Source organism: Shimazuella kribbensis DSM 45090 (genome assembly GCF_000428065.1).
Classification (GTDB): domain Bacteria; phylum Bacillota; class Bacilli; order Thermoactinomycetales; family Thermoactinomycetaceae; genus Shimazuella; species Shimazuella kribbensis.
The window spans coordinates 86970-99344 of record NZ_ATZF01000007.1 but is presented as its reverse complement, the minus strand read 5'-3'; the positions used below and the strand labels follow the sequence as shown (position 1 = coordinate 99344).

Sequence of the window (12375 nt, the reverse complement as noted above, 5' to 3'; positions counted from 1 at the left end):
AGAGTGGGGCATCTTCGACGGAACAAAAAGAAAAAGGTCGTAAGTTAAAAACTCCAGATGCTTTAATCATTACAACAGCGATGGAATATCAACTGGCTTTAGTATCACGAGATTCCGATATGAATTTTATTCAAGAAGAATTTCAATTTACACTTATCAAGCCATAAACATCACGAAAAAAATGACATTAATGGGTGGTTAGTTGTGTGAAAAATTCCACATTTGCGACAATTATTTTAATTATAACCAATATCCTTTGGGGAAGTTCACAGGTAGTAACCAAAATACTCATCGAATCAGTACCACCTAATGTAGCAAGTTTTTTAAGGTATGGTATAGCTGCCGTGTTTTTATTTCTATTTGTTATGATTACAAAACGGAGAAAACAGCTTATCTTAAATAAAACTCAATTTTTGTACCTTTCTGCTCTAGGTTTGATTGGAATCACTTTTCATTCCTTGTTCACCAATTGGGGATTGTACTTTTCTCATGCATCCGATAGTAGCATTATCATCTATTCCATGATTCCTTTTATCACGATTATGCTTGCCTATTTCTTTCTGAAAGAGAGCTTAACCAACAAACAACTAGTTGGTTTAGTCCTTGCATTTATTGGAACAATTACTTTCTTCTCTGTCATTGGCTTTGACAATCATTTTAGTTATGGACGACTATTTGGTGATTTTTTGTTTTTGTCTACAGCTATTTGTGGTGCATTGTATACTTTGCTTAGCAGAAATGTATTGCAAAAAATTGATCCTTTGGTTGTTGCGACATACACCACATTAATTGGATCTTTCTTTCTATTTCTTTGTTCTTTACCTGATATAAATAAAGTAGAGTTTCATGAACTTAGCCTCCATTTTTGGTTTTATCTACTTTATCTCTCCATCATTGTTACAACGTTAGCTAATTGGTTTTATTTGATTGGAATACAAGCGATAGGGGCAGGACGGACTTCTATATTTAGTTATATCTCTCCCGTTTCAGGAGTGATTTTATCTGCATGGTTATTACAAGATATTCTTACTAAGATCCAATTTGCCGCTTCAATTATTATTGTATTTGGTGTTTGGTTAGTTAACTATTTTGCCTCTGATAAAGAAAAAGCATAACTTTAGGCATGGAGAGATTAAATTTTCTCTCCATGCCCTTTCTTTATATGTAAAATATTTGCATATGGCCTCACATTTCGCTTTTGTACTTAAGTTGAGAAGTTGATTAAATTATAACAGTCTGTTTTCAATTTATTAACTTTTATATAATCATTTTTCATTGTATACATAGTATTATGAATATATAGAAGATATGTTATATTTCATTATATGAAAAGGCTGGAGATACTTTTATGAAAAAAATAGCAAAAACGTTGCTTACTACTACTCTTTTAGCTGGGGTAATCATACCAATCACTGCATCTATTCCAAATGTGTATGCTGCTTCTCAACATGATAGCGGTAAATCTTCCGAACATAAACAAACTCTTGACCAAACGCGCAACTTGGCAGCTCAAGGAAAAGTGATCAACAGTGAACATTTTGGCCTAGGTTCCAAGAAAAAAGATATTTTGAGAAAATGGGGAAAACCAGATTCTACTGAAAGTACTGGAGATGAACAAGAACAAATTACTTATGAAAAACGTAGAGTTAGTTTTTTCGTTTACAAAGGTATAGTAACAAGTGTAACAACAACGGATAAACGTATTCTTGCCCTATCACATGATGAAGTTGAAAAAGCATGGGGCAAACCGATTAAACACGATCAAGGTGCTGGGCAAGTTTATGAAACGTATAAAGCAGGTAAAAATGAAATTGATATTCATTGGACTAATGTAACAGAGAAAAAAGATAGATTGGAATTAGTTAATCTTGTAGTGTGGTAAGAAGTAAGACAAACCGAATTGGACTTCGCACAAACAAATTAACCGCCATCAATTGGCGGTTAATTTGTTTGTGCGTGTGCCAAATACGAACGTTAATTATGTCTTTTATACTGTTTTCTAGTTGTGATCGAACCAAACTCCTCATAAATTCCGTGCTAAATCAAATATAGATTGACTGAATTTAATGCCCTTAGCGATATATTTATCAACTTTTTCTTTCTATGATATCATCAATAATATCGAAGAAGATGTAACACTTAGTAGGTGAGAATATGGGAAGTTGGATTGAAGAATTAGCAAATCAGCATGAAATAGATTTAGACGAAAAAAAACTTACAGATAAGCAAAAGAAAATTTTAGAGTCAGCTATTCAGTTGTTTGCAGAAAAAGGATATAACGGTACCACCACTAGTGAAATCGCGAAGTTAGCAGGTGTAGCAGAAGCTACGATATTTAAACATTATCGAACAAAGAAAGGATTACTTTTCCGCTTAGTCATTCCGATTCTTTCTAAGTTTGCTAGTCCTTTTATTTTAAATACCTTGATTGAGATCTTGGATCAAGATAAAACAATAGAAGATATTTTGTCTGATCTAATCAAAGATAGAGCTACTTTAATTGAGAACAATTGGAAAACGATACGAATAGTTATCGTGGAAAGTTTATTTCATCCTGATTTAAGAGATGCATTAAAGGAACAAATTGCAAAAGATGTGATTGATACAGTATCAAAAAAAGTGGATCATCTAAAAAAAACTGGAAAAGTACGATCAGATTTACCAAATCGCGTGTTGATACGAGGGATTATGTCTCAAGTATTTGGCTTTTTATTTGCAAAAAATGTAGTGCCTGACTTTTTACTCGTAGGAGAACAACAAGAGGAAATAAAATGGACGATTGAACTGTTGCTTCATGGTATAAGTGGAAAAAGGAAGGAAACATCATAAATATACAAAAGGCTACAGTTAATACGAATCGTAGCCTTTTGATTAGAAAGATCATGCAGACTAAATGAACCGACTACACAAATATAATCGGTTCATTTTTATTTTATATCACATTGTCCGGACAATGCAGTTAGCAATACAAATAGAGCAAATGATTGGTTTGTTACAAAATATGATGCGTTTGGTTATTATGTCCCCACTTTTGTCCCCAGTAACGCATTTCAGAAATTACCCTCTTGAAATCTCTCCCTTTATCAGTTAAAGAATATTCAACTGTTACAGGTACAGTAGGGAACACTTTACGATCTATAATTTCATTTTGTTCCAAATGACGTAGTGTGTCAGTTAAAGATTTTGTGCTGATGTTACCTAATTTTCTTCGTAGTTGATTAAAGCGTTGGGAGTCATTGCAAAAAAGTTGACCAAGAACTAAGAATGACCACTTGCCTCCAAGAACATGAGTTGCATGATGGATTGCAAAAAGACATTGTTCTTCTTCTAAATTGGGATTCATGATGATAATCTCCCTTACGAAAATATAGTTAGTTTATTAATTGAAATAATGTATAAAAATATTGCTTTCTTTTAATAGTAAACTGCGATATTTACAATATCAATAAAGGAGCGAATTTCTTTTTTAAATAAATAAAATCATAAGGAGATTAAAAATGAAATCATCCAAAACCATTTTAGTGTTAGGGGCTACAGGACAACAAGGAGGTGCAGTTGCACAACAACTAGTATCAAATGAGTGGAATGTTCGTGCACTGGTCCGTAATCCCAATAAAGCATCTGCACGGTTACTTCAACAACAAGGTATAGAAATTGTACAAGGTGATTTAGACAATCCTACTACTATTAAGGATGCAATGAGGAATGTTTATGGTGTTTTTAGTGTGCAGGGATTGGATATAGAAGATCTAGATAAAGAATTGCGTCATGGGAAATATATCGCTGATTATGCGAAATCAGCTGGTGTATCTCATTTTGTATACAGTTCTGCTTCTGGTGCAAATCGCAATACAGGGATAACATCTTTTGAAAATAAGGGAAAAATAGAACAGTACATACACTCACTTGATCTACCAGCAACTATTCTACGACCTGTCATGTTTATGGAAAATTTTCGATTTACTCTCCAAAAAGTGAATAATAAAATGATATTGCCTTATAAAGGGGCTCTTGAAACCAAAATTCAAATGATTGCAGTACAAGATATTGGAATTTTTACTTTGAAGGCCTTTAATCATCCAAACCAATTTATTGGAAAATCATTTGACATCGCCGGAGATGAATTATCCGTTACACAACTCATAGAAAAAATAAGTAAGTATTTCGGAATCTCAGTAGAATATCCAACTTCACCTCCTCCATCAACACATGAGCATGATGGAATCAAAGCTACGAAATTCTTTATAAAGGAAGGTTATCAATCGGATATGGAATTTCTGCGCCAAAGCAATCCACGGTTTTTGAGTTTTGATGCATGGTTACAACAATCGGATTTGCAATTTTAAAAGATTGATCCATGAAAAACAGCCGGTTATATAGGATCCGGCTGTTTTATTTTTCTACTCTTCCCTTAGAATTGAAAGTTATCAGGATCTTTACCAGTCCTTTGGTTTTCATTGAGTGCCTGAATTATTTCCATTTCTTTATCCGTTAGAACAAAGTCGTAAATATCGGCATTTTCTTTTAGACGCAATTCATGGGATGTTTTAGGAATGGTAATAACTTCATTTTGTAGATCCCAACGTAAAATCACTTGCGCAATAGTTTTGTTATGATTCTGTGCAATTTGGTTTAATGTTGGATTATTTTGGAGTCTACCTCTCATCAAAGGAGACCATGCTTCTAGTTGGATGTTTTCTTGTTTGCAGAAAGATCTCAACTCTACTTGGGTGAGTTTTGGATGATATTCTACTTGATTTACCATTGGTTTCAGATTAGAATCACGCATGACATCTTGGAGATGGTGAATGTGAAAATTACTTACCCCAATGGCCCGTACTCTCTGTTCGCTATAGAGTTTTTCGAGTGCTCTCCAAGTATTTTTGTATTGATGTGGGACAGGCCAATGTATCAGATAGAGATCTAAATATTCCAATCCAAGACGTTCCATACTTGCATCAAATGCAGCCAGAGTTTCCTCATACCCTTGATCTGTATTCCATACCTTAGAGGTAATAAATAATTCTTCTCTTGGAATAATGGAAGTTTGGATTGCTTTCCCTAATCCAGCTTCGTTTTGATACAAAGATGCTGTATCAAAACTTCTATATCCTAGTTCCATTGCATGGTGTAATAGGGAAAGCATATTATCTCCTTCTTGAATTTTATATACTCCAAGTCCAAACCAAGGCATTTTGACTCCATTAGCTAAAGTAGTAGTAGAAAATATATTTGAAAATGTCATATGAATTCCTCCTATTTAAGGGAATCGTAAGTTTGCTTTGACTTCTTTGATTTGTTCTAAATGTCTTTGTTCATGTAAACCTACAAACTCAATCCATTGTTTGAGACTCATTCGATCACCAAATACAGGATGACTTATTGATTTTTGTTCCAATTGTTCTTGTGTCATTTGCTCAATAAGTGACTCAAAAGAATACCGAGAGGCATTTAATTTTTTTTGCAGGGATTGCAAAGTTTGAAAGTCATTACTTACTGTTGTCGGGCTTTTTATTTTCCTTGATCGATTGAGTGTTAAATGGATGGGTTTATTGATTGGTGGTGGAGTGGGTACATCCAGTGTGTCTTTTATTTTTTTGGTGATAAAGTTTTCTATTATAAGTAGATGATCTAAAATCTGAGCAATGCTCCACCGGTCAGTTGACTCGGATTGATTGAGTTGTTGATCTGACAATGGTTTGACATTTTTCCAGATGTTCCTTCTGACTTCATTATGTGTGTACATATAATATCCCCTTTTTTTCCATTATAGTTTTTTAAAACAGAAGTATCCAATTTACCAGTAGAAAAGAACCAGCTACTCCTTATTCAAGGGTAATAGCTGGTTCTTTTTTCTTTGTTTTCCAAGGGATTTCTGCCAGTAAGATTCCGATAATAATGGTGGTGCAGCCTATAAGTTCAAATCCTGAAAGGGTGATGCCATTTACTAAATAATCACCTAATGCCGCAAAAACTGGCTCTAATGTGAAAATAATGGCGACTCTTGAGGAGATAACTTTCTTTTGAACAATCGTTTGAGCTACGAATGCGAAGACGGTAGCAAGTGCAGCAGTTACTAATACTGCAGACCAAACAACAGGTTTTAGTAAAACAGTTGGATGAAAAGACTCGTAAAAAATAGCTAATATTCCACTACATACGGTTACAGTGAGCAATTGCCATAGTACAAAAGAATAGGTGGGTACTTGCTTGGAAAAATATCCATTACAAGCTATTTGAATTGCAAAGGCACCTGCACAGCCGAGCGCAAGAATATCCCCAAAATTCATACCTACAATAGAACCGGAAAGAAAATAAAGTCCGATGACAGCGAAAAATATTCCAATTAAGGTGGGGGTTTTGATCCTTTGCTTAAAAAATAACAAAGTAACAAAAGGAACAAATACAACGTTCATGCCTGTGAAAAATCCAGATTTACCTGAAGTAGTGTACAGTAGACTAAAAGTCTGTAATGCAAATCCAAGAAACAGGAAAAATCCTACCACCATCCCCGCTTTGATTGCAGTCTTATTCCAAATCTTTTGTTTGATAAAAAGCTTGTTTATCAACCACAGAAGAAGAAAAGCTATCAAAAACCGAAGTGTAAGAAAAGAATAAGGAGGCAGTTCTTGGATGGCATCTTGAACGACAACAAAGGTTATACCCCAAATAAAGCTTATGGAGATCAATGTGAATTCTGGCAGAAAGCGTTTGAGCATTCTTTCTACCTCCTTTTTTCAAAAACTCATATTAGAATACCATATTAGAAGATGAATTCGTAGATTGTTATAAAATATTTTATTTTTAAATATTTATATTCTGAATAAGGGTAGTATTGCTGAGTTCATCTATTCATTTCATTTATTCTTTTCATCATTTTTCTCATTTTTATATTTGTTTCATCATCAGATGGTGTAAATATACTGCATCGCAAATCGGTTTCCCCTTTTACATCCAATGAGGAGAGATCAAATAACATTTTTCCTGCTTTTGCATGACGAAACTCAATAAACACTTCAGGTGAAGAACTTACATCATTGTGATGCCAATAGGAAGTGAATTCTGCATTTTTTGCTTCCATTTTTTTGATGAATGTGTTATACCAAGAATCTCCCATGTATTTCCCATAGTAAGAGCGAAATAGCGAGAGAAATCCACGAGAAAATTCCCCCCAATTAACTGCCAATGCTTTTAGTTCCCTTCTAGTAAAAAGCAGCCAAATCATATTTCTTTCCTCAAGAGGTATTTTTTCAAAATCAAGAAAAACAGCTAATGCAGCTGGATTCCAGTGAGTGATATTGCATCTTCGGTCTGACACAATAGTGGGGAAATAATTTAGTTCTTGAAGGATTAGTTTTATACCTGGACTAACTGTACTACTTAATTCTTGATCTAGTAATGTATTTTGGTCTAACGCTAACATAAATAAATATTTTTTCTCTTCTTCATTCAGTTGAAGTGCAGAAGCAATACCAGTTAAGACAGGTGTTGTGACAGTAATATCTCTTCCTTGTTCTAACCATGTATACCAAGTTGTACTTATGCCAGCAAGTTGAGCAACTTCTTCTCTTCTTAATCCAGGTGTACGCCTGCGGCCAATGGATGGTAATCCGACTTCATGAGGTTGTAATTTAGCTCTATGTGTCACTAAAAAATCAGATAGCGCTTTCAAACGAATGTCTCCATTCATTTTTTATCAACTCCTATAGCCATAAACTGTTTATTTCGATACTAGCATTCATTATACTAGGATAACCTGCAACTTGTAATAGGATATTACGACATGCAATGATAATAAAAAGAATGTGAAATGAGGGATAAATAATGCAACGTGTGGTCGTGACAGGTATGGGTGTTGTTACACCAATTGGTAACGATGTAAACTCATTCTGGACTAATTTGTTAGAAGGACAGTCTGGAATTTCTAAGATTGATACTTTTGATACTTCATTGTTTCAAACGAAAATAGCGGGTTTTGTACGAGACTTTGATCCGATGTATGAAATGAGTAAAAAAGATGCTAGAAAAATGGATAGATATTGTCAATTTGCAGTTACAGCAGCCAATCAAGCTATTAAGGATGCTAAGTTACAATTCAATAAAGTAGATAGGGAACGAGTAGGTGTATATATTGGTACTGGTATAGGAGGAATACAAACCATATTGGAAAATCACAAAACAATGCTTAATCGAGGTCCAGCACGTGTAAATCCAGCTATGGTACCAATGATGATCGCCAATATGGCAAGTGCTCAAGTGAGTATTCTTCATGGATTGAAAGGTCCTACTTTAGCCCATGTTTCTGCTTGTGCTACGAGCAATAACGCGATTGGAGAAGCGTTTAAGTTAATCCAACGAGGGGATGCGGATATTGTCATCGCTGGTGGAGCAGAAGCTGCGATTACTGATTTAGCACTTGCAGGCTTTGGGAATGCAAAAGCTCTATCTATTAGGAATGAAGATCCAACACAGGCTAGTCGTCCATTTGATAGAGATAGAGACGGATTTGTTGCATCAGAAGGAGCTGGTATTCTGGTGTTAGAATCTTTGGAGCATGCAAGGAAAAGAACAGTATCCACTATTTATGCAGAAATTATTGGTTATGGTGCTTCGTCAGATGCTTATCATATGGTAGCAACAGATAGGGAAGGATTAGGAGCTTATCGAGCGATGAAAGAGGCAGTGAAGGATGCTGCTATTTCCATTTCCGATATCGATCATATCAATGCACATGCAACAAGTACTCCAGTAGGAGACCATTCCGAAACATTAGCAATTAAGAAGTTATTAGGAAAACAAGCATATGATGTTCCTATTAGTGCGATTAAATCTATGATTGGGCACATGCTAGGTGCAGCGGGCGGGGTAGAGGCTGTAGCGCTCATAAAAACATTGCAAGAAAATGTAGTGCCACCAACCATAAATCTAAATAACCCAGATCCTAACTGCGATTTGGATTATGTAGCAAATAAAGCAAAGAGGGCAAAAGTCCAAATAGGTTTGTCCAATTCTATAGGATTTGGTGGACACAATGCGGTTTTAATTTTGAAAAGGTTTGAATGATAAACTAATTGCAAACATGTTTGTTTTACAAACAGAATTATTTATATAATACGTTACAGTATAAACAATTGTATTAGATTAAAATATCTTACTGTAATTTCAAACAAAAACTCGTCCGAAATAAAAAAGATAGAGAATAAATGAATTGGAAGATTAAATGATATTTACTAGATCCATCTCAGGTCAGTCCAGTAGACCGTCTTTCCCTCCGAGGTTTGCTCAATAAGACGTCCATCAGGTCCAGGAAATTGCATATAGGTAACATGAAGACCCTGTTTCCAGTATTGGACTCCATTAGGATAAGTGGTGAAGTCGGGGTTGCCATTGGGCCCTGTCCTGAATAATCATGATTCCTCATTTCTGAGGTTTGGTATCGTTCAACCAGATAGGAGCGATACTCTCATTTAAAGATAATGCAGTTTGATATGTGGATCAATCACAAAGAAAAAGCCGCCAATTGATGGCGAAATATGCTATTCTATAAGCAAAGTTGGTTCTGCGATGAATGGAGAGTCGAATGAATCTTGACGATCTGGATGACAAGCAACAGCAGGTTCTTGAGGCTGGTGTTGCGAAAATTCTGGCACATGCTAGTAATCGTAAAGAGATTCGAGATTACTACATGAATAAAGCCATGTCACTCTACAATGCGATGGCTACCAAGGCAGCCAAAATGGGATTGAGCTACACTCTCCATTACGGGTACCTTCCTAAACCACGTGATGCCTACGAGAAAGCGCTGGAATCCCTTCCGAACTGAACCAAAAGTCGAGGCGACAGCCAGTTGTCTCGACCCCAAATATGAAAAGTAGCCACCATTGCTGGTGGCTTTGTTATGTTTAGGTCGTTTGAAAAGGTAGGAAAGCAGAAGAAATAACAGCCGTTCATTTTATGAAAGAGCTTGGGCTAAAGAAAAATACGTTCTATCAGACCATCCAAAAATACGAAACAGGTAGAGGGGCTTAATAGGCCCAGAACCAGCATGCAACTGAGGGACAACTTAACCATATAATGGAATCTATCTGACGGACTATTCAAGCAGGGGTTGTCGATCTTGTTTTACCGTACTCTTACTGAGCTCAAAGAGATGTTTCTACCAGCGAAAGTGGAGTACATTGAGAAGCAGCCGACATTAGAGGAGATTTTCCTCGCAATCATCAGCAAAAAGGAGGAGATGTAAATGAAAAGCAAAACAGGGGTTTTACTAGGGCGTTTAATGCGCAACATCATGCGCAGCTGTGGACCTCACTTGTTTCCAATGCGCTTACTGTCACTTGATGGGTTTCCGTTCCAGTGCAGATATCCTAGATTGGCTCGCGGTAGCTGGGATACTCGGGCTGTTTACGCTGGCGCTGACATGGCTGGCGGTCATTCCTGGATTGACAGCGAAGTCGATGGAAGGGGCGACAGCCTACTCGTACCCGCTGGTTTTCCTGCCGTTTATCAGTTCAGCCTTTGTCCCCACCGAAACCATGCCTAAAATTGTCCGTTTGTTCGCTGAGAACCAGCCAGTGACTTCAATCGTGAATACGATCCGTGCCCTCTTGTATGAAGGATCTGTTGGCAACGGTATCTGGATCGCGCTTGCCTGGTGCATCGGCGTGCTTACTTCTTCGCCAATAAAGCATTTAAACGTCAGTTAAGGTAAGTAACCATTATGGCATTAGCCATATTAATAGTCAGCCGCTGAGATGATTCGTTACATGAGATTCAAAGGCAAATACGGAAATGAGGCGGATCGTCAACACTTACTTGGACAAAAAAATAATTGATCTGCATTTATAAAGGATACATAGATGTTCTAGTGCGTAAGATTATTTCCGATTTCTGTGATTTTAATTGAACTTTGGATGCTGGACAGAGGTAGTCATCCAGTAAAAATAATCCGCGTATAGAAGTAGGTGTCACTATAAGGACCAAAATCGGTAACAGAACCATATCATGGTAAATACATGACTAACTAGAGTAGAAACTCGGTCACCATGCCTACTACAATATCTAGTGATCTAGTTTAGCCTCGTATAATAGATAACAAATCAATCTTCCTACGCGATGTATGGGAGGTTGATTTGTTAGAGTTTAAAAGGTGGTACCTTAGTATGGCAGATATGCTTATATTTCATTTCAAAAAAATCAGAATGGAAAAAAGACGGATTTAGGCAAGTCATTCTTTTTTTTAGATAAATGGAGTTTCCTTAAACCATTTTGGTTTTACACTTGCAAAGTACTGATGATCTTCTAGAATAGTAGAAATTCTATTCATCATTTCACTCAAGGTTGTGGGAGCCACTTTTAGAGTCCATACAATGGAGGAAAATAAACACATTGCTAAGTAAAGCGAATATAATCTCCAAAAAAATTCTGGAGGATCACTGTGGTTGTGATAGCTGAAAATTTGACCAATACAAAATGGTATACTTATTTCCTTGCTGAACATACCTATTTTTATAAATTCATGGATGGGATCTCCCCAGTCAAATCTATTAAAATCTATTACTCCAGATAGTTTTTCATCTTTTAAAATGATATTACCAACATGGAAGTCATCATGTTGAAACGAATTTGGACGATTTCTCATAAGTTCTTGATTCTTTTCAATGAAAGATAGTACTTTTGTGTCATTTTTGATCTTAATTCCCGATTTCAAATATTCATCTATATATGTTTGATGTTTTTGTAATTTTCGTTCGTACCAAGGTTTTATAAAATAAGGACTTTTATGCTGATGCATTTTTCGTAATTCTATTCCAGCATCCATTCCTATCTGAAATTGTTTCTTGTAGGAGTAATTAGACAGTTCATCAGACGCATCATTGCCTTCCATATATGACACAATCATGTAACCTTTATTTATTTTTTCTAATCTTCCTAACATAATGGGTCTAGAGGATTTAACATCATAATATTCCATTTTGCTCAATACATCGAACTCGGACTGTTTTTGGTTATAATTATTTAGATCGAAAATTTTAAGAAGAACCTTCTGTTCATTATTAGATAACAAAATAAATTTTTGATCTGAAGAGTATCCTTTATGTATTTGTATCATTTGAGTTTTTCGAAGCAAAGGGATTTTTTCTTTTAAATAATCCTTATTTATTTCATTAAACAAATTCACAGAAATCACTCACTTCCATGTTTTATACACTCTATTATTACCATCCTTCATTTAGGAGAAGTACCAATGAACATAAAATGAAAGTCCCTAAAGGAAGATTAGGGTCTTTTTCTTATGGATAAGAGGAATCATGAACATGTATTTCAGCTACAATCCTGCTAGGAGGATGTGAACATCAAATGTTGTTTCACTAG

The 12375-nt window shown here is 35.7% G+C and carries 12 protein-coding genes and 2 pseudogenes; 8 read left to right on the top strand and 6 right to left on the bottom strand.

The annotated features are described in order from the left end of the window. Positions 1-206: 206 nt before the first annotated feature. The 3 genes from A3GQ_RS25710 to A3GQ_RS0112080 all read left to right on the top strand — a co-directional run bounded on the left by A3GQ_RS25710 (position 207) and on the right by A3GQ_RS0112080 (position 2829). Complete coding sequence (locus tag A3GQ_RS25710; protein WP_028777274.1) at positions 207-1115, top strand: DMT family transporter; 909 nt, start codon at positions 207-209, stop codon at positions 1113-1115. 233 nt (positions 1116-1348) lie between these two features. Next, the gene (locus A3GQ_RS0112085; RefSeq protein WP_028777273.1) at positions 1349-1882 is read left to right on the top strand and encodes a DUF4309 domain-containing protein; all 534 of its coding nucleotides are present in this window, start codon (positions 1349-1351) and stop codon (positions 1880-1882) included. Between the two features lie 272 nt (positions 1883-2154). Further along, positions 2155-2829 (top strand): TetR/AcrR family transcriptional regulator, encoded by a 675-nt coding sequence (locus A3GQ_RS0112080; RefSeq protein WP_051271668.1) that lies wholly within the window; start codon positions 2155-2157, stop codon positions 2827-2829. Positions 2830-2992: 163 nt separating this feature from the next. Here A3GQ_RS0112080 and A3GQ_RS0112075 read toward each other — a convergent pair whose 3' ends face one another. Further along, positions 2993-3343, bottom strand: a complete 351-nt coding sequence (locus tag A3GQ_RS0112075) for a winged helix-turn-helix transcriptional regulator (RefSeq protein WP_028777271.1) — start codon at positions 3341-3343, stop codon at positions 2993-2995. A gap of 154 nt (positions 3344-3497) precedes the next feature. Between A3GQ_RS0112075 and A3GQ_RS0112070 the strand changes: the two genes are divergently transcribed. After that, positions 3498-4346, top strand: a complete 849-nt coding sequence (locus tag A3GQ_RS0112070; RefSeq protein WP_028777270.1) for an NmrA/HSCARG family protein — start codon at positions 3498-3500, stop codon at positions 4344-4346. A 65-nt stretch (positions 4347-4411) separates the two neighbouring features. On the opposite strand, the gene A3GQ_RS0112065 is transcribed toward A3GQ_RS0112070, so the two are convergent. The 4 genes from A3GQ_RS0112065 to A3GQ_RS0112050 all read right to left on the bottom strand — a co-directional run bounded on the left by A3GQ_RS0112065 (position 4412) and on the right by A3GQ_RS0112050 (position 7690). Next, positions 4412-5245 carry an aldo/keto reductase gene (locus tag A3GQ_RS0112065; RefSeq protein WP_028777269.1) on the bottom strand — a complete coding sequence of 278 codons (834 nt, stop codon included), beginning with the start codon at positions 5243-5245 and terminating at the stop codon, positions 4412-4414. A gap of 15 nt (positions 5246-5260) precedes the next feature. Continuing rightward, positions 5261-5746, bottom strand: coding sequence for a DinB family protein (locus A3GQ_RS0112060; protein ID WP_028777268.1), 486 nt, complete (start codon positions 5744-5746; stop codon positions 5261-5263). Between the two features lie 79 nt (positions 5747-5825). Continuing rightward, positions 5826-6719 carry a DMT family transporter gene (locus A3GQ_RS0112055; protein ID WP_028777267.1) on the bottom strand — a complete coding sequence of 298 codons (894 nt, stop codon included), beginning with the start codon at positions 6717-6719 and terminating at the stop codon, positions 5826-5828. Positions 6720-6844: 125 nt separating this feature from the next. After that, positions 6845-7690, bottom strand: coding sequence for a helix-turn-helix transcriptional regulator (locus A3GQ_RS0112050; protein ID WP_028777266.1), 846 nt, complete (start codon positions 7688-7690; stop codon positions 6845-6847). Positions 7691-7824: 134 nt separating this feature from the next. On the opposite strand from A3GQ_RS0112050, the gene fabF reads away from it, so the two are divergent. The 4 genes and pseudogenes from fabF to A3GQ_RS26270 form a co-directional block, all read left to right on the top strand. Next, positions 7825-9063: a beta-ketoacyl-ACP synthase II gene (fabF, locus tag A3GQ_RS0112045; RefSeq protein WP_028777265.1), complete on the top strand. Its 1239-nt coding sequence runs from the start codon at positions 7825-7827 to the stop codon at positions 9061-9063. A gap of 517 nt (positions 9064-9580) precedes the next feature. After that, positions 9581-9823, top strand: coding sequence for a hypothetical protein (locus A3GQ_RS0112040; RefSeq protein WP_028777264.1), 243 nt, complete (start codon positions 9581-9583; stop codon positions 9821-9823). A gap of 300 nt (positions 9824-10123) precedes the next feature. Continuing rightward, positions 10124-10243, top strand: a pseudogene (locus A3GQ_RS27005) (ABC transporter ATP-binding protein); the annotation flags it as partial. 50 nt (positions 10244-10293) lie between these two features. Continuing rightward, positions 10294-10711 (top strand): annotated as a pseudogene (locus tag A3GQ_RS26270) (ABC transporter permease); the annotation flags it as partial. Positions 10712-11239: 528 nt separating this feature from the next. On the opposite strand, the gene A3GQ_RS0112025 reads toward A3GQ_RS26270, so the two are convergent. Continuing rightward, the gene (locus tag A3GQ_RS0112025) at positions 11240-12181 is read right to left on the bottom strand and encodes an aminoglycoside phosphotransferase family protein (protein ID WP_245596779.1); all 942 of its coding nucleotides are present in this window, start codon (positions 12179-12181) and stop codon (positions 11240-11242) included. Positions 12182-12375: the final 194 nt, after the last annotated feature.

Excerpts from the sequence above, each read along its gene's own strand:
- A3GQ_RS0112085 (WP_028777273.1), top strand. The coding sequence starts at position 1,349 with ATGAAAAAAATAGCAAAAACGTTGCTTACTACTACTCTTTTAGCTGGG.
- A3GQ_RS0112080 (WP_051271668.1), top strand. The coding sequence starts at position 2,155 with ATGGGAAGTTGGATTGAAGAATTAGCAAATCAGCATGAAATAGATTTA.
- A3GQ_RS0112075 (WP_028777271.1), bottom strand. The coding sequence starts at position 3,343 with ATGAATCCCAATTTAGAAGAAGAACAATGTCTTTTTGCAATCCATCAT.
- A3GQ_RS0112070 (WP_028777270.1), top strand. The coding sequence starts at position 3,498 with ATGAAATCATCCAAAACCATTTTAGTGTTAGGGGCTACAGGACAACAA.
- A3GQ_RS0112065 (WP_028777269.1), bottom strand. The coding sequence starts at position 5,245 with ATGACATTTTCAAATATATTTTCTACTACTACTTTAGCTAATGGAGTC.
- A3GQ_RS0112060 (WP_028777268.1), bottom strand. The coding sequence starts at position 5,746 with ATGTACACACATAATGAAGTCAGAAGGAACATCTGGAAAAATGTCAAA.
- A3GQ_RS0112055 (WP_028777267.1), bottom strand. The coding sequence starts at position 6,719 with ATGCTCAAACGCTTTCTGCCAGAATTCACATTGATCTCCATAAGCTTT.
- A3GQ_RS0112050 (WP_028777266.1), bottom strand. The coding sequence starts at position 7,690 with ATGAATGGAGACATTCGTTTGAAAGCGCTATCTGATTTTTTAGTGACA.
- fabF (WP_028777265.1), top strand. The coding sequence starts at position 7,825 with ATGCAACGTGTGGTCGTGACAGGTATGGGTGTTGTTACACCAATTGGT.
- A3GQ_RS0112040 (WP_028777264.1), top strand. The coding sequence starts at position 9,581 with ATGAATCTTGACGATCTGGATGACAAGCAACAGCAGGTTCTTGAGGCT.